This window comes from Streptomyces sp. TRM68416 (genome assembly GCF_014596915.1).
Lineage (GTDB): Bacteria > Actinomycetota > Actinomycetes > Streptomycetales > Streptomycetaceae > Streptomyces.
This window is the reverse complement of sequence record NZ_JACVWU010000002.1, coordinates 433,078-455,089: the sequence shown is the minus strand read 5'-3', so window position 1 is coordinate 455,089 and position 22,012 is coordinate 433,078. Positions and strand designations below refer to the sequence as shown.

The following is a 22,012-nucleotide window of genomic DNA, read 5'->3' as shown; positions in this document are numbered from 1 at the left end:
GGTGGGCGGCGAACCCCGACCGTCCGCTGCGCGGAAGCGGGGAGTGGCGTACGCCACACGGGTTCTGTCCGAACTGTGAGAGGTCCGCCACTCGGCACTGGCGCGGACTCGCGTACGCTGACGTGTCACTCGCTTCGTTGCGCGGGCCGGGGACCACCGCTCCTCCCCGGCCGAGTCACGGGGAGTCCCCACCCCGTGAACCCGCCGATCGCGAGGGAACATCTGGGAGGTACGTACATGTCCGGGACGACCACGGCCGCCGTCGGGCTGCGCCGTCGGGCGGCCGGGGCCGGTGCCAACCGCTGGGTCGTCCTGGTCGTCCTCTGCGTCAGCCTGCTGCTGGTCGCCGTCGACGCCACCGTGCTGCACGTGGCGGTGCCCGCCGTCACCGAGGACCTCCGGCCCGGCGCCATAGAACTGCTCTGGATCGTCGACATCTACCCGCTGGTCTGCGCCTCGCTGCTGATCCTCTTCGGCACGCTCGGCGACCGCGTGGGCCGCAGACGCGTCCTGCTCCTCGGATACGGCCTGTTCGGCGTCGCCTCCGCGATGGCCGCGCTCGCCGACACCGCCCAGGTGCTGATCGTGGCACGGGCGCTGCTCGGCGTCGGCGGCGCGATGATCATGCCGGCGACGCTGTCGATCCTCCGCCAGGTCTTCCCCGACCGGCGTGAGCGGGCGCTCGCGATCGGCGTCTGGAGCGCGGTGGCCGCGGTCGGCGCCGCGGTCGGTCCGCTGCTCGGCGGCTTCCTGCTGGAGCACTTCTGGTGGGGCTCGGTGTTCCTCGTCAACATCCCGTTGATGCTGGTCAGCCTGCCGGTGGGGCGGCTGCTGCTGCCCGAGTCCAAGGGTGACGGCAAGGGCCCCTGGGACGTCGTCGGTGCCCTGACGGCCGCGGCCGGGCTGTTCGGCGTCGTGCTGGGCGTCAAGCGCCTGGGCGGCGGGGAACTCGACTGGATCACCGCGCTGCCCCTGTTCGGGGGCGTGGCCCTGCTGGTGCTCTTCGTACGACGCCAGCGGCGCCGTACCCATCCGCTGGTGGACCTGAAGATGTTCGCGCGGCCGGCGTTCAGCACCTCGGTGGGCTGCATCGTGCTGGCGATGCTCGCGCTGGTCGGCCTCGAACTGATCGCCGCGCAGTACCTGCAGCTCGTGCTCGGACTGTCCCCGCTGGAGACCGGACTGCGGCTGCTGCCGCTGACGTTCGCGGCGATGGCGGCGGGGCTCGCCGGGGCGCGGATGCTGCGCCGGTTCGGGCCGCGGCGGATGGTGTGCGCCGGGTTCTGTCTGACGGCGTTCGCGGTGGTGCTGCTGACGGCGATGGGCGGCACGGACAACCCGGCGCTGCTGCTGTCCGGCTTCGTCCTGCTGGGCTTCGGCCTGGAGACGACGCTGTTCGGGGCGTACGAGTCGATGCTGAGCGAGGCCCCGCCGGAACAGGCCGGTGGCGCGGCCGCGATCGGGGAGACCTCCTACCAACTGGGCGCGGGCATCGGCATCGCACTGCTGGGCAGCGTGATGAACGCGGCCTACGCGCCCGGGCTGTCGTCCGTGCCCGGGGTGCCCGCCTCGGCCTCCGCGGCGGCGGCGCGCTCGCTGGGCGAGGCCTACGAGGTGGCCGGACAGCTGGGCGGGGCCGCCGGGGCGACGCTGCGGGAGGTCGCCCGGGACTGCTTCGTGCACGGGCTGCACGTGACCCTGCTGGTGAGCGCCGGGTTGCTGCTGCTGGGTGCGGCGATGGCACTGCGGCTGCCGCGGACCATGAACTGCGAGCCGCAGCCGGTGGAACTGCCGGCCCCGAGAGAGGTCGCGGAGTCCCGGGTCTCGGCCTGAGAAGGGTGGACGTGGTGGAGACTGCGTCGTAACGTCGGCCTTCAACCCGTGACTAGCGCTGCTAGTTTTGAGCTGCCGGAGGGTCCCCCATGCCGTTGCCCCCGTTCGATCCCGCCGATCCGCTCGGGATCGACGACCTCCTTCAGCCCGAGGACCTCGCCGTCCGCGACACCGTCCGCCGGTGGGCCGCCGACCGCGTCCTGCCGTATGTCGCCGAGTGGTACGAGACGGGCGAGCTGCCCGTCATCCGCGAACTGGCCCGCGAGCTCGGCGGGATCGGCGCCCTCGGGATGAGCCTGAGCGGCTACGGCTGTGCCGGCGCCTCCGCCGTCCAGTACGGACTCGCCTGCCTGGAACTGGAGGCCGCCGACTCCGGGATCCGGTCCCTGGTCTCCGTCCAGGGCTCCCTCGCCATGTACGCGATCCACCGGTTCGGCAGCGAGGAACAGAAGCGGAACTGGCTGCCCCGCATGGCCTCCGGCGAGGTCATCGGCTGCTTCGGGCTGACCGAGCCCGACCACGGCTCCGACCCGGCCAACATGCGCACCTACGCCAAGCGGGACGGCTCCGACTGGGTGCTCAGCGGCCGGAAGATGTGGATCACCAACGGGTCGGTCGCCGGGGTCGCCGTCGTCTGGGCGCAGACCGAGGACGGCATCCGCGGCTTCGTCGTGCCGACCGACAGCCCCGGCTTCTCCGCACCCGAGATCAAGCACAAGCTGTCGCTGCGCGCCTCCGTCACCAGCGAACTGGTGATGGACGAGGTGCGGCTGCCCGCCGACGCCGTCCTGCCGGAGGTCACCGGGCTGCGCGGACCGCTCAGCTGTCTCACCCACGCGCGCTACGGCATCGTGTGGGGCTCCATGGGCGCGGCCCGTTCCTGCTTCGAGGCCGCGGTCGACTACGCGAAGACGCGGGAGCAGTTCGGGCGGCCCATCGGGGGGTTCCAGCTCACCCAGGCCAAGCTCGCCGACATGGCGGTCGAACTGCACAAGGGGATTCTGCTCGCCCACCATCTGGGGCGGCGCATGGACGCCGGCCGCCTGCGTCCCGAGCAGGTCAGCTTCGGCAAGCTCAACAACGTCCGCGAGGCCATCGACATCTGCCGTACCGCACGGACGATCCTCGGTGCCAACGGGATCTCGCTGGAGTACCCGATCATGCGGCACGCGACGAACCTCGAATCGGTGCTCACCTACGAGGGCACCGTCGAGATGCACCAGCTCGTGCTGGGCAAGGCGCTCACCGGGATCGACGCCTTCCGGTGAACCCCTGAGCGGGGCAGGGCCGGCGAGCGGCCCTGCCTCAGCTCTGGTTGAAGAAGCCGTCCGTGCGGTGCGCGGCCGGTTCGCCGTTGACGATCTCCGTGTGGGCGGGGGTCAGCAGGAACACCCGGGTGGACACCCGCTCGATCGAACCGCGCAGGCCGAAGATCAGGCCGGCCGCGAAGTCGACGACACGCTTGGCGTCGCCCGCCTCCATGGCCGTGAGGTTCATGATGACCGGGACCCCGTCCCGGAACAGCTCGCCGATGGCGCGGGCGTCCCGGAAGCTGTCCGGGGTGACCGTGCCGATCCGGCGGCCCTTCTCCTCGGCGACGTCCGTGGCCACCTTCACCCGCGGATCGGTGACCCAGGCCTCCCCGGGCTCGGTCCCTTCGGAGTAGTCGTCGTCGTAGTAACGCTCGTCATCGTTGTCGTCAACGAGGCCCAGCCAGGCACTCGCCTTGCGCACCGATCCCATGGACGCCTCCTCTCACAGCGGTCTTTCTTGCTTTCCGCATCCCTATGGTCATCCATGATGCGGACGGTGCGCCAAGTGGATAGACGCCGCGCGGGGGGTTTGTGACGGTACTGGTGCACGGCGAATCCGTCGAGAGCCCAGGTACCCCAAGGGCCGCGCCCCACACGGCTGCTGACTGTGAGTGAAATATGATTCTTCGCGGCGTATGGGTGATGTGCGGTGCGTCCGGGTGAACCCGGAGGGTGCGCAAGGGGCCGCAGGGGTGGTCGATACGATGCCGCGGCGCACATGTCGTATCAATCACGCGCATCAATCACGGGGGAGCGTCGTGTTCGGAATCGTCAGGCCCTGTCGGCATCGGCTCGGGGAGCGCCTGGCCGGCCAGTGGATGGCCCATCTGTGCGGTCTCTGCCTCGCGTTGCGCGGCGACCACGGCCAGTTCGCGCGGGTCGTGACCAACTACGACGGGCTGCTCGTCTCGGTTCTGACGGAGGCTCAGGCCGGACGGGAGGACGCGGGGCGGCGTACGGCGGGGCCGTGCCCGTTGCGCGGGATGCGCACCGCGTCCGTGGCACACGGCGAGGGCGCGCGGCTCGCGGCCGCGGTGTCGCTGGTACTGGCCTCCGCGAAGGTGCGCGACCATGTGGCCGACCGCGACGGGCTGCTGGCGCGCCGGCCGATGGCGTCGGCGGCCCGGCGGGTGGCGGTGAGCTGGGGTGCGGCCGGGGCGCGCGGTGGTGCGGCCGTCGGGTTCGACACGGCCGTACTGGTGGACGCCGTGGACCGGCAGGTCGGCATCGAGGCGCTGGCCGGGCCGGGGACGCCGATCCTGGCGGTCACCGAGCCGACCGAGACCGCGACGGCGGCCGCGTTCGCGCACACCGCCGTGCTGGCCGGGCGGCCGGGCAACGCCGAGCCGCTCGCCGAGGCGGGGCGGCTCTTCGGGCGGCTCGCACATCTGCTGGACGCCGTGGAGGACAAGGAAACTGACGCGGCGTCGGGTGCGTGGAACCCGCTGACGGCGACCGGGACGCCGGTGGAGGAGGCGCGACGGCTCGCCGACGACGCGCTGCACGGGATCCGGTTGGCGCTGCGGGAGGCCGACTTCGCCGACGCGCGGCTGGTCCATCTGCTGCTGGTGCACGAGCTGCGGCGGTCGGTGGACCGGGCGTTCGGGGCGGCGTCCTGCTCGCACATGGCGGGGCCCTATGCGCCGCCCGGCGGTGCGCCCGGCTTTCCCGGTGGTCCGGGCGGTCCGGGTGGGTTTCCGCCGGAACCGCCGCGGCGGGACCGACGGGGGCTGCTGGCGGGGTGCGCGGTGTGGATGGGGCTGGCCTGTACGTGCCAGGTGTGCTGCGGGGAGTACGACGATCCGTGGTCGCGGCAGCGGCGGCAGGGGCTGTGTACGCACTGCGACGGTGGGTGCGGGGACTGCTGCGGCTGCTGCGACTGCTGTAGCAACTGCTGTGGGGGCGACGGCTGCGGCTGCGACGGCTGCGACTGCGGGTGCAACTGCTGAGCGGCTGTACGGGCGCCGACGGGTTCGTGCGCGATCGGCCGCTCGTCGCTGTCGGTTTGAAGGCTGCCCGTCGCTGTCGACTGAAGGCTGCCCGTCGCTGTCGGTTGAAGGTCGCCCGTCGCGTCGCTTGAAGGTCGCCCGCGCTGTCGGTTGAAGGTCGCCCGTCGCCGTCGGTTGAGGGCCGTACGGCCGAAAGGCGCCCTTGCGCCCGGCGGCCGTGTGGCCGAATACTCCCCCACAGCGCTTGTCAGGGGCACGGCATGTTCGGAATCCGGACAGTCCCGAACCCCTGGCTGCGCCTCACGGGCCCGAACCCCACGACGGCCCCCGACTTCCCATGTGGAGGAACGAAAAGTGAGGATCAAGCGCACTACCCCCCGCAGTGGCATGACGAGACGGACCCGGCTGATCGCCGTATCCACCGGCCTCGTGGCCGCAGCAGCGGTCGCGATCCCCAGCGCGACCGCGGCCGACACCCCCACCACCTTCAGCTCCGCCCAGCTGAAGAACGCGAGCGGCTCCGTGCTCAAGGCCGATGTCCCCGGCACCGCCTGGGCCGTCGACAGCAAGACCAACCGGGTCGTCGTCACCGTCGACAGCACGGTCTCCCAGGCCGAGATCAACAAGATCAGGCAGCAGGCCGGCGCCAACGCCGACGCGCTGACGATCAAGCGGACCCCGGGCAAGTTCCAGAAGTACATCGGCGGCGGCGACGCCATCTATGCGAGCAGCTGGCGCTGCTCCCTCGGCTTCAACGTCCGCAACAGCGCGGGTGCCTACTACTTCCTGACTGCCGGTCACTGCACCGACGGCGCGGGCACGTGGTACTCCAACTCCGGCCGTACGACGGTTCTCGGCCCGACCGCCGGCTCCAGCTTCCCGAACAACGACTACGGGATCGTCCGGTACACCAACGGCTCGATCAGCAAGTCGGGCACCGCGGGCAGCGTGGACATCACCAGGGCTGCCAACCCGAGCGTGGGTACCAACGTCATCCGCACCGGCTCCACCACCGGTACCCGCACCGGCCGTGTCACCGCCCTCAACGCGACCGTCAACTACGGCGGCGGCGACGTCGTCTACGGCATGATCCAGACCAACGTCTGCGCCGAGCCCGGCGACTCCGGCGGCCCGCTCTACGGCAGCAACGGCGTCGCCTACGGCCTGACCTCCGGCGGCAGCGGCAACTGCACCTGGGGCGGCACGACCTTCTTCCAGCCCGTCGTGGAGGCCCTGAACGCCTACGGCATGAGCGTCTACTAGGCCGGCCCGTAGTACCGGCGGTCGTAGACCCCGCACCTGCGCAGCCAGCAGAAGGCGAGCCCCCGCACGCAACCGCCGTGCGGGGGCTCGCCCTTGTCCGGACCGCGGAGTTACCGTCGAAGGACACACCAGGTGGCGCCCGACACGCCTGATGCGCCCACTTCGGACCCTGGGGGCCGTGATGGTCGAGGAACTGGTGGCGGCGGGAGCCGCTCTCGCGTCCGTCGGAGCGGTGTACGTGATGGCGGCGGCGCGCGTCGTCAAGCAGTACGAGCGGGGTGTGGTCCTCCGGCTCGGCAGGCTCCGCCCCGAGGTGCGGGGACCGGGGTTCACGATGATCATTCCGGTGGTGGACCGGCTGCACAAGGTGAACATGCAGATCGTGACGATGCCGGTGCCGGCCCAGGAGGGCATCACCCGGGACAACGTCACGGTGAAGGTGGACGCGGTCGTCTACTTCAAGGTGGTGGACGCGGCGGACGCCCTGGTGCGGGTAGAGGACTACCGGTTCGCGGTCTCGCAGATGGCGCAGACCTCGCTGCGCTCGATCATCGGCAAGAGCGACCTGGACGATCTGCTGTCCAACCGCGAGAAGCTCAACCAGGGTCTGGAGCTGATGATCGACAGCCCGGCGATCGGCTGGGGCGTGCAGATCGACCGCGTCGAGATCAAGGACGTCTCCCTGCCCGAGACAATGAAGCGCTCGATGGCCCGGCAGGCCGAGGCCGACCGTGAGCGGCGGGCCCGGGTCATCAACGCCGACGCCGAGTTCCAGGCGTCGAAGAAGCTCGCCGAGGCCGCGCAGCAGATGGAGGACACGCCCGCCGCGCTGCAACTGCGGCTGCTCCAAACGGTCGTGGCGGTCGCGGCCGAGAAGAACTCGACCCTCGTGCTGCCGTTCCCGGTGGAGTTGTTGCGGTTCCTGGAGAAGGCGCAGGGGGTGGGGCAGGCGGGTTCTCCGCCGTCCGTGCAGCAAGCGCGTTCTGCCGAGCGGCCCGCCGAGCAGGAACGACTGCCGTCTGTGGAGCCCCTGTTGGACCGGGCCCCCGAAGGGTCGGATTCAGGACAGGAGTAGACCTCACTCGGTGCAGCAAGTTACTCGCACGTAGTGTTTGCAGTGCGAATGCACCTGGGGTGACTGTGCACGGTCAAGAGGTCGGGGTTGGGTCGTGACGACCGTGTGTACGTCCTGAAGTCGACCTTGTGTGTCCCCTGTGAGCCTCGGAATAGTAGGCGCCGATCAACCGGCACGGACGCGGCTTTTTGCTGTGCGCCGCCTCTGCGGCCGTACACCTTACGGTTCTTGAGGTCCCCACAACCTCGCGGACCGACCCCCCACAGGAGGACGTGAGTTGAAGCACCGACGCATACCCAAGCGGCGGGCCGCCGCGGCAGGTGCGGGCATCGCCGCACTGGTGACCGCGGGTGTCACCTTCCAGACTGCGAACGCCGACGAGCCCGCTACGACCGCCACGCCCGAGACCCTGTCGGTCACGGCGGCCGGAAAGCTCGCCTCGACGCTGGTCAAGGATCTCGGCGCCGGTACGGCCGGCGTGTACTACGACGCGCAGACGAAGAACCTCGTGGTGAACGTGGTCGACAAGGACGCGGCCGCATCCGTGGAGGAGGCCGGCGCCAAGGCCCGGCTGGTGGCGAACTCCCTCGCCGAACTCAAGAGCGCGCGCAGCACGTTGAAGCAGGACGCGACGATCCCGGGTACGTCCTGGGTGACCGACCCGATCTCCAACAAGGTCGTCGTCACCGCCGACCGCACGGTCTCCGACGCCGAGTGGGCCAAGCTCACGAAGGTGGTCGACGGGCTCGGCGGCGCTGCCGAACTCCAGCGTACGAAGGGTGAGTTCAAGCCCTTCGTCGCGGGCGGTGACGCCATCACCGGCGGCACCGGTCGTTGCTCCCTCGGCTTCAACGTGGTCAAGGGCGGGGAGCCGTTCTTCCTGACCGCGGGGCACTGCACCGAGGGCATCACCGACTGGCAGGACGCGGACGGGAACGCCCTGGGCAGCAACGAGGTCTCCAGCTTCCCGGACGACGACTACGGACTGGTCAAGTACACCGCGGACGTCGACCACCCGAGCGAGGTGAACCTCTACGACGGTTCCGCGCAGGCCATTTCGGGTGCGATCGACGCCACCGTCGGCATGGAGGTCACCCGCAGCGGGTCCACCACCCAGGTGCACTCCGGGACGGTCACCGGGCTCGACGCCACCGTGAACTACGGCAACGGTGACATCGTCAACGGTCTGATCCAGACCGACGTCTGCGCCGAACCCGGCGACAGCGGCGGCTCCCTCTTCTCCGGCGACAAGGCGGTCGGCCTCACCTCCGGCGGCAGCGGCGACTGCACCTCCGGCGGGGAGACCTTCTTCCAGCCGGTGACGGAGGCGCTGTCGGCGACGGGCACGGAGATCGGCTGAGGTTTGTGTGCCGGGTGCGGGTGGGTTGTTCGTGGTCGTTCCCACCCGCACCACCCGTGCTGCTTTCGTGGTCGGGTGCGGATGGCCCGTGGGGGCCGAGCGCCGTCGGCGGCCGCGGGTTCTCCCTCGGCCTCTCGCCCCTTTCGGGGCCCTTTTCTGTTTCCGGGACCTTCGTCCCAGCCCCTCCCGGGACCTTCTTCCCGCAGGTAGGGCCCTTCTCGTGCCCCGGCGCCCGCCTCGTGGCGTTCGAATGGAGGTGTTAGCGAAGGCTGGGGTGAAGGAGGCCTGCCATGCAGGTCGCAGACCGGGTGGACCTACTGGTGGAGGGCGCGCTGGACGCGCTTCGCCGGTTCGAGGCTTACGACCAGGAGCAGGTTGATCACATCGTCCAGAAGGCGTCTCTCGCGGCACTGGCCGCCCACGGGGAGCTGGCCAGGCTGGCGGTCGAGGAGACCGGGCGCGGGCTGTTCGAGGACAAGGCCGTCAAGAACATCTTCGCCTGCGAGCACGTCACCCACTCGATGCGCGGCCTGCGGACCGCCGGCGTCGTCCACCGCGACGAGCTGAACGGCGTCACCGAGATCGCCGAGCCCGTCGGCGTGGTGTGCGCGATGACCCCGGTGACCAACCCGACCTCCACCACCGTCTTCAAGGCGCTGATCGCGCTGAAGACCCGCAACCCGATCGTCTTCGCCTTCCACCCCAGCGCCCAGAGGTGCTCCGCCGAGGCCGCCCGCGTGGTGCGGGACGCGGCCGTCGCGGCCGGGGCGCCCGAGGGGTGCGTGCAGTGGATCGAGGAGCCCTCCATGGAGGCCACCCGGCTGCTGATGCACCACGACGGCGTCTCCACCATCCTCGCCACCGGCGGCAACTCGATGGTCCGGGCCGCCTACTCCTGCGGCAAGCCGGCCCTCGGCGTCGGCGCGGGCAACGTGCCCGCCTACGTCGCCGCGGACGCCGACCTCGGCCGCGCCATCCACGACATCGTCCTGTCCAAGGCCTTCGACAACGGCATGATCTGCGCCTCCGAGCAGGCCGTCATCCTGGACCGGGAGGTCTACGAGGCCGGGCTCGCCGAGCTGGAGCGGCTCAACGCCCATGTCGTCTCCGAGGCCGAGAAGGCCAAGCTGGAGGAGTTCCTCTTCGGAGTCGGCGCGGACGGCGCCAACTGCGCCGCGGCCAAGCTCAACTCGGCCGTGGTCGGCAAGTCCGCCGCCTGGATCGCCGAGCAGGCCGGCTTCACCGTGCCCGAGGGCACCTCCGTGCTCGTCGCCGAGTGCGCGGAGGTCGGCGAGCGCGAGCCGCTGACCCGGGAGAAGCTGTCGCCGGTGCTCGCGGCACTGAAGGCCACGTCCACCGAGCACGGACTCGAACTGTCCGCCCGTATGGTCGAGTTCGACGGTCTCGGGCACTCCGCGGCCGTCCACACCGAGGACGAGGAACTGGCCGAGGAGTTCGGCAGGCGGGTCAAGGCGATCCGGGTGATCGTCAACGCGCCGTCCAGCCTCGGCGGCATCGGCAGCGTCTACAACGCCTTCCTGCCCTCGCTGACCCTGGGCTGCGGCTCGTACGGACACAACTCGGTGTCCAACAACGTCTCGGCGGTCAACCTGCTCAACATCAAGCGGATCGGACGGCGCAACAACAACATGCAGTGGTACAAGGTGCCGCCGAAGATCTACTTCGAGCGGAACGCCATCCGCTATCTGAAGTCGATGCCGGACGTGCACCGCGTCACCGTCGTCACCGACCGCACGATGGAGCAGCTCGGCTTCGTCCGCAAGGTCACCGAGATCCTCAACTCCCGCGCGGAGCCGGTCACCCTGCAGTTCATCGACAACGTCGAGCCCAACCCGGAGCTGGCCACCGTACGCGCGGGCGCCGCCGCCATGCGGGAGTTCGAGCCGGACACGATCATCGCGCTCGGCGGCGGTTCGCCGATGGACGCGGCGAAGATCATGTGGCTGATGTACGAGCGGCCGGAGGTGGAGTTCGCCGACACCCGGGAGAAGTTCTTCGACATCCGCAAGCGGGCCTACAAGTTCCCGAACCTGGGGGAGAAGGCCCAGCTGGTGGCCATTCCGACCACGTCCGGCACCGGCTCGGAGGTCACGCCCTTCGCGGTCATCTCCGACCCCGAGGCCGCCCAGAAGTACCCGCTGGCCGACTACGCGCTCACCCCCGACGTCGCCATCGTCGACCCGGTGCTGGCGATGGACCTCCCGCCGACGGTGACCGCCGACTCCGGCTTCGACGCGCTGACCCACGCGACGGAGGCGTACGTCTCGGTCTACGCGAGCGACTTCACCGACGGCCAGTGCCTGCAGGCCATCAAGCTGATCTTCGAGAACCTGGAGGCCTGTGTGAAGGAGGGCGCCAGGGCGCCCCGGGCCCGGGAGCGGATGCACAACGCCTCCACCATCGCGGGCATGGCCTTCGCCAACTCCTTCCTCGGCCTGGTGCACGCGATGGCGCACACCCTGGGCAACACCTTCCACGTCGCCCACGGCCGCACCAACGCGCTGCTGCTGCCGCACGTCGTCCGGCACAACGGCACGGTCACCCACAAGGCCACCCCGTGGCCGAAGGCCGAGACCTACCGCGCCCCCGAGCGCTACCAGGACATCGCCCGCATGCTGGGCCTGCCCGCCGCCACTCCGGAGGAGGGCGTGGAGTCCTACGCCCGTGCGATCGAGGACCTGCGCAGGCGCTGCGGGATCCCGGCCTCCTTCCAGGAGGAGGGGGTCGACGAGGAGGCCTTCGTCGCGGCGATCCCGCAGCAGGCGCTGAACGCCTATGCCGACCAGTGCGCGCCCGCCAACCCGCGGATGCCGATGATCGACGAGATGGAGGAGCTGATGCGGAGGGCGTATTACGGCGCCTGAGCCGGCCGGGGCTCGCCCGCGCCCGCTCGGGTCGGCAGGGGGTCGTCCCCACGCCGTTGCCGCAGCCCCGCCGCCACCAGTGTGACCACGATGCCGACGGCCGCCCATGCCGAGAGGACCAGCAGGGCGGCCGCCATGTCGTTGCCGTCGAAGTACGCGATCGAGCGTGCCGCCCAGGTCCCGGCGCCCGGGGGCAGCGCCGGGCCGATCGCCTGCCAGAACGGTGGCAGCATCGGCAGCGGGAAGGCACCGCCCGCGCTCGGGTTGCCCGCGATCACCACGAGCAGGATCGCCAGGCCGATGCCGACGATCCCGAAGACGCCCTGGAGGGCCAGGGTGGCGGCGCCGACGGCGAAGGTGATCAGCGCCCCGAGCCACCAGAAGGCGGCCACGCTGCCGGGCAGGGCGTCCAGGATCGGGCCGACCACGACCGCGCCGCCGAGCCCGCCGACGATCGACACCAGCGCCATCACCACCAGTCGGATCAGCGCGCGGCGCGGGTTGGCGGGCCGGGCCCCGGTGCTGATCGCCAGGATCGAGGCGCACAGGTAGCCGCCGACGCACCAGCCCACCACCAGGTAGAAGGACGACAGGCCGTCGAAGTCCTGGGCGGACGCCGGGGCCACGTCGACGGTCCTCACCGTGCGCTGCTGGCTCTCCTCCAGGGTGGTGGTGAGGCTCTCCAGGGCGGTGGCGAGGACGGTGCCGCCGCCGGAGGCGACCAGGAGCGTGTCGGTGGTGCCGGCCGGATCGATCACCAGGGCGCCGTCGATGTCCCGGTTCATGATCTGTTTCCGCGCCGTCGCCTCGTCGGCCACCGCACGCGGGTCCAGCGGTGAGCCGGGCAGCTGCTCCAGCCGGGTCACCGTCTGCTCGGCCGCGGCCCGGGGTGCGACGACCCCGAAGGGCACGTCCTTCGGCTTGGGGTTGTGCAGCGCCCCCACGTAGGAGGCGATGAACAGCAGCTGGAGGGCGACCACCCCGAGGACCAGCAGTGTGGCCCGCGGGGTGACCGCGTCCTTCACCTCGGCGAGAAAGCTGTTCTGTGTCATGTCCCCACAGTCCGAGGTGGCGGGCGTTTCCGCAGGTGGGAGGCGGCCGAACGGTTGTCGTACATGTGTTCGGGTTTTGGTCTATGGTGGGGGTGAGGTCATTGGGAACTCATGTTCGAAAGCGGCGGCAGTGGGAGGTGCGGGATGCCCGGCTTCACCCATCTGCACACCGTCTCCGGCTTCTCCCTGCGCTACGGCGCCTCCCATCCGGAGCGGCTCGCCGAGCGCGCCTCCGAGCGCGGCATGGACGCCCTCGCGCTCACCGACCGCGACACCCTCGCCGGCGCGGTCCGCTTCGCCAAGGCCTGCGCGAAGGCGGGGGTGCGGCCCCTGTTCGGCGTGGAACTGGCGGTGGCGGAGCACGAGCCCGTACGGCGGGACCGGCGTCGTGCCCCCGTGCGCGGGGGCGCCTTCGTCGATGAATCGACATCCCGGGTCACCTTCCTCGCCCGGGACGGTGCCCGCGGCTGGGCCGACCTCTGCAGAATCGTTACGGCGGCGCAGGCCGACCCCGGCTCCCCGCTGCTGTCCCGGGAGGACAACCGGGGCGACGGACTCACCGTCCTCCTCGGCCCCGACTCCGACGTGGGCCGCGCCCTCGCCGCCGGCCGTCCGGACCGCGCGGCCGTGCTGCTGGCCCCCTGGCGGGAGCGCTACGGCGACGCGCTGCGCCTGGAGGCCGTCTGGCACGGCCGCAAGGGCACCGGTCCCGGCTCCCTGCGCCTGGCCGCCCGTACCGTCGGCTTCGCCGCCGAACAGCGGATCCGGCCGGTGCTCAGCAACGCCGTCCGCTACGCCGACCCCGGCCAGGGCCCGGTCGCCGACGTCCTGGACGCCGCCCGCCGCCTCGTCCCCGTCGACCCCACCAAGGAACTGGACTCCGGCGAGGCCTGGCTCAAGGGTGCGGACGCCATGCTGCACGCGGCCGAACGGATCGTCGAGGCCGCGGGCTACCGGCGCGACACCGCCCACCGTCTGCTGGAGCAGACCGGGGCGACCGCTGCCGAATGCCTCGTCGACCCCGAGGGCGACCTCGGGCTCGGCACCGTCCACTTCCCCGAACCGCACCTCGTCGGCGCCGGCCGCCGCACCGCCCAGCGGGTGCTCGCCTCGCGGGCGGCCGCGGGGATGGTCCGGCGGGGGTACTCCGGGAAGCGCGCGTACTGGGAGCGGATGCACCAGGAGCTGGACGTCATCGCCTACCACGGCTTCGCCACCTACTTCCTGACGGTTGCTCAGGTGGTGGACGACGTACGGGAGATGGGCATCCGGGTGGCCGCGCGCGGCTCCGGCGCGGGCTCGCTCGTCAACCATCTCCTCGGCATCGCGCACGCCGACCCGGTCGAGCACGGGCTGCTGATGGAACGCTTCCTGTCCACCCGCCGACTGGTGCTGCCCGACATCGACATCGACGTGGAGTCCGCGCGCCGCCTCGAGGTCTACCGGGCGATCATCGGTCGGTTCGGCGCCGAGCGGGTGGCGACGGTCGCGATGCCGGAGACGTACCGGGTGCGCCACGCGGTCCGCGACGTGGGCGCGGCCCTGTCCATGGACCCCGCCGACATCGACCGCATCGCCAAGTCCTTCCCGCACATCCGCGCCCGCGACGCCCGCGCGGCGCTGGAGGAGCTGCCCGAACTGCGCGAACTGGCGGGGGAGAAGGAGAGGTACGGGCGGCTGTGGGAGCTGGTCGAGGCCCTCGACGCCCTCCCGCGCGGAGTCGCCATGCATCCGTGCGGGGTGCTCCTGTCCGACGCCTCCCTCCTCGCCCGTACGCCGGTCATGCCGACCAGTGGTGAGGGCTTCCCCATGTCCCAGTTCGACAAGGACGACGTGGAGGACCTCGGGCTGCTCAAGCTCGATGTGCTCGGGGTGCGGATGCAGTCGGCGATGGCGCACGCGGTCGCGGAGGTGAAGCGGGCGACGGGCGCCGAGATCGACCTGGACGCGGTACCGCCCGGCGATCCGGCGACGTACGAACTCATCCGCTCCACCGAGACGTTGGGCTGCTTCCAGATCGAGTCGCCGGGCCAGCGCGACCTGGTCGGGCGGCTGCAGCCGGCCACCTTCCACGACCTAGTCGTGGACATCTCGCTCTTCCGGCCCGGTCCGGTCGCCGCCGACATGGTGCGGCCGTTCATCGAGGCCCGGCACGGGCGGGCGCCCGTGCGCTGTCCGCACCCGGACCTGGAGGAGCCGCTGAAGGGGACGTACGGGGTCGTCGTCTTCCACGAGCAGATCATCGACATCGTGCACATCATGACCGGCTGCGGACGCGCCGAGGCCGACCGGGTGCGGCGCGGCCTGTCCGACCCGGAGTCGCAGGGCCGGATCCGGTTCTGGTTCGCGCAGGCCGCCGCGGCCAAGGGGTACGACACGGAGACGATCCGGCGGACCTGGGAGATCGTCGAGGCGTTCGGGTCGTACGGCTTCTGCAAGGCGCACGCGGTCGCCTTCGCCGTACCGACGTACCAGTCGGCCTGGCTGAAGGCGCACCACCCGGCCGCCTTCTACGCGGGGCTGCTCACGCACGACCCCGGGATGTACCCGAAGCGGCTGCTGCTGGCGGACGCGCGGCGGCGGGGGGTGCCGATCCTGCCGTTGGACGTGAACGAGTCGGGAATCGCCCACCGTATCGAACTGGTGTCCGGTATTTGGGGGCTGCGGCTCGCCCTCTCCGACGTGCACGGCATCAGCGAGGCCGAGGCGGCGCGGATCGCGGACGGGCAGCCGTACGCCTCGCTGCTCGACTTCTGGGAGCGGGCGCGGCCGAGCAGGCCGCTCGCCCAACGACTGGCGCAGGTAGGAGCATTGGACGCCTTCGGTGCCAACCGGCGTGATCTGCAACTGCACCTGACCGAGTTGCACCGGGGCGCGCGAGGTGGCGGCGGCGGTCAACTGCCGCTGTCCGGCGGGCGGAAGACCGCGCCCGCCGGGCTGCCGGACCTGTCGTCCGCAGAGAAGCTCAGCGCCGAGCTGGGCGTGCTGTCCATGGACGCCTCGCGCAATCTGATGGACGACCACCGGGAGTTCCTCGGGGAGCTGGGCGTGGTCAGCGCGCGTCGGCTGCGCGAGCTGCGGCACGGTGAGACGGTGCTGGTCGCGGGCGCCAAGGCGGCCACCCAGACCCCGCCGATCCGGTCCGGCAAGCGGGTCGTCTTCACCACCCTGGACGACGGTACGGGCCTGGTCGACCTCGCCTTCTTCGACGACTCCCACGAGGCCTGCGCCCACACCGTCTTCCACTCCTGGCTGCTGCTGGTGCGCGGGGTCGTGCAGCGGCGCGGGCCGCGCAGCCTCAGCGTGGTGGGCGCCGCCGCCTGGAACCTCGCCGAGCTGGCCGAACTGCGCGCCGAGGGCGGCCTGGACGAGGTGGCGGCACGGCTGGCGGAGCCGGTGCCCCGGGCGTCGGGCGAGGATCCGACGCACGGCCGGCGCATCCAGCTGCCGACCGGATACGAAATGCATCCGTGGGCCGATCTGCGACCCGCGGGTCAGGAGCCCTCGCAGATACGGAAGTTGTGGCACCAGAGTCCGGGGAGTGCGGGATGACCATCCTCTGCGTACGTTTCCAGCTGCCGCCGATGTACGAGACGGCCCTGCCGGGGCTGCTCGGGCTGCTGGAGGAGTTCACGCCCGTCGTCGAGGCGCTGCCGCCGGACGGGGCGCTGGCCGATCTGCGGGGCGCCGAACGGTACTTCGGGCGCAGCGCCGTCGAGCTGGCCTCCGTGATCCGGGTGCGGGCGCTCGCCCACTACGGGGTGGACTGCGTGATCGGCGCCGGGCCGGGCCCGATGCTGGCGCGGATGGCGCTGCGGGACGCCCGGCCCGGGGTCACCGGGGTACTGCCCGAAGGGCCGGACGGCATCGCGGACCTGCCCGTCACCGCGCTGCCCGGGGTCGGCGCAGCGACCGGCCGCACGCTGCGCGAGTACGGCCTCGACACCCTCGGCCGGGTCGCCGCCGCCCCGCTGTCCACGCTGCAGCGGCTGGTCGGGGCGAAGGCGGGACGCGAGCTGCGCGAGAAGGCGAACGGGATCGACCGGGGGCGGGTGGTGCCGGACGGCGTCTCACGGTCCCTTGTCACCGAACGCCCCTTCGAGCGCGACGAGTTGGACGCCGACCGGCATCGGCGGGCCCTGCTCTCCGCGGCCGGGGAACTGGGCGCCCGGCTGCGCGCCCTGGACAAGGTCTGCGGCACGCTGACCCTCACGGTGCGGTACGCCGACCGGTCCGCGACGACACGCAGCCGTTCCCTGAAGGAGCCGACCGCACACTCCGCCGCCCTGACCCGGGTGGCGTACGGCATGTACGAGGCGCTGGGCCTCCAGCGGGCCCGGGTGCGGTCGATCGCCCTGCGTGCGGAGGGACTCGATTCCGCGGAGCGGGCTTCCCATCAGCTCAGCTTCGATCCGGTGGACGAGAAGGTGCGGCGGATCGAGGAGGTCGCGGACCGGGTGCGGGCGAAGTTCGGGCCGGACGCGGTGCTGCCGGGGGCGCTGGCGGCGTGAGGCGGGTGCAACGGCGCAGGTAGGGTGCGTTCATGAGCTGGCGTGGGCCGACCCATCGGGTCGTGGGCGGGGAGCGGATCGACGGGGCCTGGTGCCATGTGTGGCGGCGGAGCCCGTACCACGAGGAGTACTTCGTCGAGGATCTGGTCGTGTTCGCGGACGGTGCCGTGCACTGCGAGGAGCGGACCGACCTGGAGGGGCTGGAGAAGCTGCTCGGGTCCGGCCGGATCTCCGTGCGGAACCCCGACGCCCCCGCCCGCGACGCCGACGCGCCCAAGTGGGGCTCCCGCAGCCCCGAACCGTGCACATCGGAGAGCTTCCTCCTCGAAGTCGCCGACAAGGTCGAGGAGTTGAGCGGTCGGCCGACCACCCGGGACCGGCTGCAGGAGGCGATCGGACGCTACCAGGAGGAGCCGTCCGAGGCCCGCCGCGCCCTGCTCCGGGACGCCTATCTCGCGGTGCCGCCGCATCTGCGGATCTACGTCCTGGGTGACATGGACTCCCTGGACCGGCCCCTGCGGATCCTCGTCACCGACCTCGGCGAACCCGTGGACGGGGACGGGCCGGTGGCGACCGCCGCGCTGCACCGGGAGGCGCTGGACTACTTCCGTCGGCGGGACGAGAGCGTCCGGAGAGCGGGGGAGTGGCGGGCCGTGCGGCACGCCGACGATCCGGAGGGGCCCGTGGAACCGGCTCTCGTCTCCAACGAGGTCGGCTATCCGCGCGGCTGGCCCGAGAAGCCCGGACTGTTCGTACTGCGCAACGACTACCCGGTGCCGGTCGAGTTCGCCGGCCGGACCTATGCGTCCGTCCTGCACGGCTACTGGGCGCTGTCCGCGGCCGACGCCGACGACCACGACCGTATCCGCGCCGCCGACACCCCCCACGAGGCACAGATGCTCGGCGGCCGGGCCGTACGCCGGGACGACTGGCCCGAGCTGCGCCTGGCCGTGATGGCCGGGTTGCTGCGCGCCAAGTTCACCCAGCATCCTGGGCTCACCGAGGTGCTGCTGTCCACCGGCGACGCGCGGATCAGCTACACCGGCCTCTCCGACTCCCCGTACTGGACGGACGCCCGCGACGACCGCGGCCGCAACTGGGTCGGCCGGTTGCTGGAACTGGTCCGCTCCGAGCTGCTGCTGGCCTCGGTCAGTTGGCCCACGGCGGAGTGATCCGGGTGCCGTCGGCCAGGTCCGCCGCCAGGCCGACGGACGTGGTGACCCAGGTGATCGCGGTCTGATCGGTCGGGTTCTCGACGGCGAGGGTCGCGCCCGGGTTGACGATCAGCAGGTCGCCCGCGGCGAGGTCGTCGGTGCGTCCGTCGAGGGTGACGCGCAGGCTGCCGACGAGCACCAGGAGAAGCTCCTCCCGGTTGACCGTGTGGGCGGGCGCCTTCGTCCCCGGCGGCACCTCGCCGCGCCAGGCGCACAGCTCCTTGCTGCCGGTGCGGGGAGTGGCGTACGAGACGAAACGGGCGCCGTGGATCTCGTGGGTGACGGCTTCGGAGGCGCGGACGACGGGCATGAGGGTCCTTCCCGGGGTTAATGGTCAAGCAGATTGACTATATGGATCCATGGTCAAGCTGCTTGACCAATTCGTCAAGGGTGTTTCAATCAGGCGTGCAGAACTCCGAGGCCCTGTCCCTGTCCGCCGCCCTGCTCGCCGTCGCCGGTGAGCTCACCCAGCGCATCAACGACGGTGTCGTCGCCCGTGGTTTCGAGGGGGTGAGGCCCGCGCACGGCTTCGCCTTCACCCGGCTCGCCCCGGACGGCGCGACGGTCACCGACCTCGCGACCCATCTCGGGGTGACCAAGCAGGCCGCCAGTCAGCTCGTCGACGAGCTGGTGCGCAAGGGGTACGTCGAACGCCGGCCGCACCCCGAGGACGCGCGCGCCCGGCTGGTCGTGCTGACGGAGCGGGGGTGGGCCTGCACGCGGGCCGCGGAGGAGGCGGCCGCGGAGGCTGTGCGGGGGTGGGTGGAGTTGCTCGGTGAGGGTGAAGTGCGGGTGTTGCGCGACCAATTGATGCGCATCGCGCCCTATGGTCCCATCAGGCCCGCCTGGTGACGATTCGTCGGTGCCAATACACCCGTCACTGGCTACCACTGGAAGTTTTTGCCGACACGTAACTTCACAGTTGCACTACTCGTCCGTAACTTGACGAGTGAAACAGCATCCTCGTGATCCGGATCACAGGGCGTAAGACCGTCGTACCTCCCCTTGAGCCGCAAGGAGATCACCCGATGCTGCCCTGGAAACGAGTGCTCAGACCCCTCGCCGCCCTGCTGCTGACCGCCGCGGTCGCCCTCGTCCCCGCCACCGCCGCGCAGGCCGCGGACGCCCCGAGCCGGGGCTGGAACAACTGGTCCTGCAAGCCGTCCGCCGCCCACCCCCGCCCGGTCGTCCTGGTGCACGGCACCTTCGGCAACTCCGTCGACAACTGGCTGGGTCTCGCCCCGTACCTGACCAAGCGCGACTACTGCGTCTTCTCGCTCGACTACGGACAGCTGCCGGGCGTGCCGTTCTTCCACGGCCTCGGCCCCATCGACAAGTCGGCGGAGCAGCTCGACGCCTTCGTCGACAGGGTGCTCGCCGCGACCGGCGCCGCCGAGGCCGACCTCGTCGGCCACTCGCAGGGCGGCATGATGCCCCGCTACTACCTGAAGTTCCTCGGCGGAGCCGCCGAGGTGAACGCCCTCGTCGGCATCGCCCCCGACAACCACGGCACGACCCTGTCCGGACTCACCCGGCTGCTGCCCTACTTCCCGGGCGCCGAGGACCTGCTCTCCACCGCCACGCCCGCCCTCGCCGACCAGATCGCCGGCTCCGCCTTCCTCACCAAGCTCAACCAGGGCGGCGACACCGTGCCCGGCGTCCGCTACACGGTCATCGCCACCAAGTACGACCAGGTCGTCACGCCGTACCGCAGCCAGTACCTGGACGGTCCCGGCGTGCGCAACGTCCTGCTCCAGGACCTGTGCCCGGTCGACCTCTCCGAGCACCTGGCGATCGGCCTGTTCGACCGGATCGCCTTCCATGAGGTCGCCAACGCCCTCGACCCGGCCCGCGCCAGGCCCAGCACCTGCGCCTCCGCGTTCAGCTGACAGCCGTCGGGGCCTGTCCGGCCTGAGCCGCCGGACAGGCCCCGCCCTGCGTGCCGCTAGGAGCGGGTGGCGCGTCGGCGGACCGAGAGGAACAGCGCCGCCGAACCGACCGCCAGCGCGGCCGCACCGCCCACGGCGAGGTACGAGGTGCTGCCGTCGCCGCCGGTCTCGGCGAGGTTCTGCGCGGCACCGGCCGCCTTGGGCCGGTTGGCCTCGGCCTGCGGCGGGACGGGCTCCGCGGAGGTGGCAGTGTCCTGGTCGCCGTGGCCGCCGTGGCCGCCGTGGTCGCCGTGGTCGCCGCGCTCGATCGTCGACCGGTCGGCGCCGTCCTCGATCTGCTCCTCGGAGGGGGCGGAGGCGGTCGGCGCGGCCTCGGTCTCGTCGCTGCTCGGGCCGCCGCCGAAGGTGACGTCCGAGCAGGAGTAGAACGCCTCCGGGCTGTCCGAGCGCTGCCAGACCGCGTACAGCAGATGCTTGCCGGACCGCTCGGGCAGGGTGCCGGAGAACGTGTAGAAGCCGCCCGACGCGGCCGGGTCGGTGGCCGTCGCCACCGGGTCGGCCAGGTCCAGGTCGCCCCAGGCCAGCGGCCCGGCCGGGTCGTAGCCGTCCTTCGTGATGTACACCTTGAAGGTGCCCTTGTGCGGCGCGGTCACCCGGTACTTGAAGGTGTACGAGCCGCCGCTCACGCTCGTCGCCGGCCAGTCGGCGCGGGCCAGGTCCAGGCCCTTGAACTGCTCGTTGTTCGCGCTGCACAGCTTGCCGTCCGGGATCAGCTCCTGGTGCCGGCCGTTCGCGTCGCCGATGCGGACGCCGTTCCAGTCGTACAGCGCCTGCGTGCCGCCGGCCGCGACCGCCGCCTGGCACGCCTCCGACCTCGGGCTCTCCGGGCCCTCCGCGTAGCACTGCGAGACCCGGCTGACCGGGTCACCCATCGAACCGTGCGCGACCGCGGGCGCGGCCGCCAGCGCGGTCAGGGCGAACGGGGCCATGCCGACGGCGGCGACGGAAACGGCGGTGGCGACCCTGCGGCGTGCGGGCATGCGGAACTCCTGGGAAGCGGTCGGTGATGGCTGGCCGGCCCGTGGGGGCGATCAGCAAGCTAGCCCGAGGAAACCGCGAAAACGCCTGCTGGAGGCGGGTGAGGGAGATCCTTATGGTCGCGTTAAGGGAGCGCTCAGACTGCGCTGAGGTAGATACGGTCGCGGCATGACAGGAGACGAGATCCGGCGCGCCGGAGCCGAGGACGTGCCGGCCGTGAAGGCCGTCACCGACGCCGCGTACCGCCACTACATCGAGCGCATCGGACAGGTGCCGCAGCCCATGGAGCGGGATCACGCGGCGTACGTGGCCGCGGGGCGGGTGTTCGTGACGGGTGAGCCGGTGGTCGGGCTCGTGGTGGTGGAGGCGTACGACGACCATCTGTACGTCGACAACATCGCCGTCCACCCCGATGCCCAGGGCACCGGCGTGGGGCGGCGGCTACTGGAGTTCGTGGACGCACACGCGCGTGCGCTGGGGCTGCCCGAGGTCAGGCTCTGTACGAACGCCAAGATGTGGGAGAACCAGAAGATCTACCCGAGGTTCGGGTACGAGGTCGTGGAGCGTCGTGCGGACGGGCCGTACGACCGCGTCCACTACCGCAAGCCGCTGCGCTGACGCTGCAGCAGT

17 protein-coding genes are annotated in these 22,012 nt (G+C 71.3%); 13 read left to right on the top strand and 4 right to left on the bottom strand.

Annotated features, from left to right (window positions below):
- Window positions 1-237 precede the first annotated feature (237 nt).
- Entirely contained in the window at window positions 238-1,833 is a 1,596-nt protein-coding gene (locus tag ICC28_RS05225) for an MFS transporter (protein ID WP_188287190.1), read from the top strand.
- Window positions 1,834-1,922: 89 nt separating this feature from the next.
- Complete coding sequence (locus ICC28_RS05220; RefSeq protein WP_188287189.1) at window positions 1,923-3,101, top strand: acyl-CoA dehydrogenase family protein; 1,179 nt, start codon at window positions 1,923-1,925, stop codon at window positions 3,099-3,101.
- 37 nt (window positions 3,102-3,138) lie between these two features.
- On the opposite strand, the gene ICC28_RS05215 is transcribed toward ICC28_RS05220, so the two are convergent.
- The gene (locus ICC28_RS05215) at window positions 3,139-3,576 is read right to left on the bottom strand and encodes a cell division protein SepF (protein WP_188287188.1); all 438 of its coding nucleotides are present in this window, start codon (window positions 3,574-3,576) and stop codon (window positions 3,139-3,141) included.
- A gap of 328 nt (window positions 3,577-3,904) precedes the next feature.
- Here ICC28_RS05215 and ICC28_RS05210 point away from each other — a divergent pair, with 328 nt between their 5' ends.
- The 5 genes from ICC28_RS05210 to adhE all read left to right on the top strand — a co-directional run bounded on the left by ICC28_RS05210 (window position 3,905) and on the right by adhE (window position 11,678).
- Entirely contained in the window at window positions 3,905-5,095 is a 1,191-nt protein-coding gene (locus ICC28_RS05210; protein ID WP_188287187.1) for a DUF5685 family protein, read from the top strand.
- A gap of 354 nt (window positions 5,096-5,449) precedes the next feature.
- Window positions 5,450-6,358, top strand: a complete 909-nt coding sequence (locus ICC28_RS05205; RefSeq protein ID WP_188287186.1) for a S1 family peptidase — start codon at window positions 5,450-5,452, stop codon at window positions 6,356-6,358.
- Between the two features lie 181 nt (window positions 6,359-6,539).
- Complete coding sequence (locus tag ICC28_RS05200; protein ID WP_188287259.1) at window positions 6,540-7,433, top strand: slipin family protein; 894 nt, start codon at window positions 6,540-6,542, stop codon at window positions 7,431-7,433.
- Between the two features lie 277 nt (window positions 7,434-7,710).
- On the top strand, window positions 7,711-8,793 hold the full coding sequence (locus ICC28_RS05195) for a S1 family peptidase (protein WP_188287185.1): 1,083 nt from the start codon (window positions 7,711-7,713) through the stop codon (window positions 8,791-8,793).
- A 290-nt stretch (window positions 8,794-9,083) separates the two neighbouring features.
- On the top strand, window positions 9,084-11,678 hold the full coding sequence (gene adhE, locus ICC28_RS05190; protein WP_188287184.1) for a bifunctional acetaldehyde-CoA/alcohol dehydrogenase: 2,595 nt from the start codon (window positions 9,084-9,086) through the stop codon (window positions 11,676-11,678).
- Here the strand turns inward: adhE and ICC28_RS05185 are convergent.
- Window positions 11,666-12,730, bottom strand: a complete 1,065-nt coding sequence (locus ICC28_RS05185; protein ID WP_188287183.1) for a DUF3533 domain-containing protein — start codon at window positions 12,728-12,730, stop codon at window positions 11,666-11,668. The genes adhE and ICC28_RS05185 overlap by 13 nt on opposite strands.
- A gap of 144 nt (window positions 12,731-12,874) precedes the next feature.
- Here ICC28_RS05185 and ICC28_RS05180 point away from each other — a divergent pair, with 144 nt between their 5' ends.
- From ICC28_RS05180 to ICC28_RS05170, 3 genes are read left to right on the top strand one after another with little or no spacing between them, the layout of a single operon-like run.
- Window positions 12,875-16,282, top strand: a complete 3,408-nt coding sequence (locus tag ICC28_RS05180) for a DNA polymerase III subunit alpha (protein WP_188287182.1) — start codon at window positions 12,875-12,877, stop codon at window positions 16,280-16,282.
- Window positions 16,279-17,241 carry a DNA polymerase thumb domain-containing protein gene (locus ICC28_RS05175; RefSeq protein ID WP_188287181.1) on the top strand — a complete coding sequence of 321 codons (963 nt, stop codon included), beginning with the start codon at window positions 16,279-16,281 and terminating at the stop codon, window positions 17,239-17,241. Before ICC28_RS05180 ends, ICC28_RS05175 begins: the two co-directional genes overlap by 4 nt.
- A gap of 32 nt (window positions 17,242-17,273) precedes the next feature.
- Entirely contained in the window at window positions 17,274-18,413 is a 1,140-nt protein-coding gene (locus ICC28_RS05170; protein ID WP_188287180.1) for an NADAR family protein, read from the top strand.
- Here ICC28_RS05170 and ICC28_RS05165 read toward each other — a convergent pair.
- Entirely contained in the window at window positions 18,391-18,765 is a 375-nt protein-coding gene (locus tag ICC28_RS05165) for a cupin domain-containing protein (protein WP_188287179.1), read from the bottom strand. The two genes, ICC28_RS05170 and ICC28_RS05165, sit on opposite strands and share 23 nt — an antisense overlap.
- A 95-nt stretch (window positions 18,766-18,860) precedes the next feature.
- Here ICC28_RS05165 and ICC28_RS05160 point away from each other — a divergent pair, with 95 nt between their 5' ends.
- Window positions 18,861-19,307 carry a MarR family winged helix-turn-helix transcriptional regulator gene (locus ICC28_RS05160; protein ID WP_188287178.1) on the top strand — a complete coding sequence of 149 codons (447 nt, stop codon included), beginning with the start codon at window positions 18,861-18,863 and terminating at the stop codon, window positions 19,305-19,307.
- 176 nt (window positions 19,308-19,483) lie between these two features.
- Window positions 19,484-20,344: an esterase/lipase family protein gene (locus tag ICC28_RS05155; protein WP_188287177.1), complete on the top strand. Its 861-nt coding sequence runs from the start codon at window positions 19,484-19,486 to the stop codon at window positions 20,342-20,344.
- Window positions 20,345-20,400: 56 nt separating this feature from the next.
- Here the strand turns inward: ICC28_RS05155 and ICC28_RS05150 are convergent, their stop codons facing one another.
- Window positions 20,401-21,384: a lytic polysaccharide monooxygenase gene (locus ICC28_RS05150; protein WP_188287176.1), complete on the bottom strand. Its 984-nt coding sequence runs from the start codon at window positions 21,382-21,384 to the stop codon at window positions 20,401-20,403.
- 166 nt (window positions 21,385-21,550) lie between these two features.
- On the opposite strand from ICC28_RS05150, the gene ICC28_RS05145 reads away from it, so the two are divergent.
- The gene (locus ICC28_RS05145; RefSeq protein WP_188287175.1) at window positions 21,551-22,000 is read left to right on the top strand and encodes a GNAT family N-acetyltransferase; all 450 of its coding nucleotides are present in this window, start codon (window positions 21,551-21,553) and stop codon (window positions 21,998-22,000) included.
- Window positions 22,001-22,012: the final 12 nt, after the last annotated feature.

Coding starts and splice junctions, on each gene's coding strand:
- ICC28_RS05180 (WP_188287182.1), top strand. CDS start 12,875: ATGCCCGGCTTCACCCATCTGCACACCGTCTCCGGCTTCTCCCTGCGC.
- ICC28_RS05220 (WP_188287189.1), top strand. CDS start 1,923: ATGCCGTTGCCCCCGTTCGATCCCGCCGATCCGCTCGGGATCGACGAC.
- adhE (WP_188287184.1), top strand. CDS start 9,084: ATGCAGGTCGCAGACCGGGTGGACCTACTGGTGGAGGGCGCGCTGGAC.
- ICC28_RS05155 (WP_188287177.1), top strand. CDS start 19,484: ATGCTGCCCTGGAAACGAGTGCTCAGACCCCTCGCCGCCCTGCTGCTG.
- ICC28_RS05150 (WP_188287176.1), bottom strand. CDS start 21,384: ATGCCCGCACGCCGCAGGGTCGCCACCGCCGTTTCCGTCGCCGCCGTC.
- ICC28_RS05175 (WP_188287181.1), top strand. CDS start 16,279: ATGACCATCCTCTGCGTACGTTTCCAGCTGCCGCCGATGTACGAGACG.
- ICC28_RS05225 (WP_188287190.1), top strand. CDS start 238: ATGTCCGGGACGACCACGGCCGCCGTCGGGCTGCGCCGTCGGGCGGCC.
- ICC28_RS05170 (WP_188287180.1), top strand. CDS start 17,274: ATGAGCTGGCGTGGGCCGACCCATCGGGTCGTGGGCGGGGAGCGGATC.
- ICC28_RS05185 (WP_188287183.1), bottom strand. CDS start 12,730: ATGACACAGAACAGCTTTCTCGCCGAGGTGAAGGACGCGGTCACCCCG.
- ICC28_RS05200 (WP_188287259.1), top strand. CDS start 6,540: ATGGTCGAGGAACTGGTGGCGGCGGGAGCCGCTCTCGCGTCCGTCGGA.
- ICC28_RS05215 (WP_188287188.1), bottom strand. CDS start 3,576: ATGGGATCGGTGCGCAAGGCGAGTGCCTGGCTGGGCCTCGTTGACGAC.
- ICC28_RS05165 (WP_188287179.1), bottom strand. CDS start 18,765: ATGCCCGTCGTCCGCGCCTCCGAAGCCGTCACCCACGAGATCCACGGC.
- ICC28_RS05145 (WP_188287175.1), top strand. CDS start 21,551: ATGACAGGAGACGAGATCCGGCGCGCCGGAGCCGAGGACGTGCCGGCC.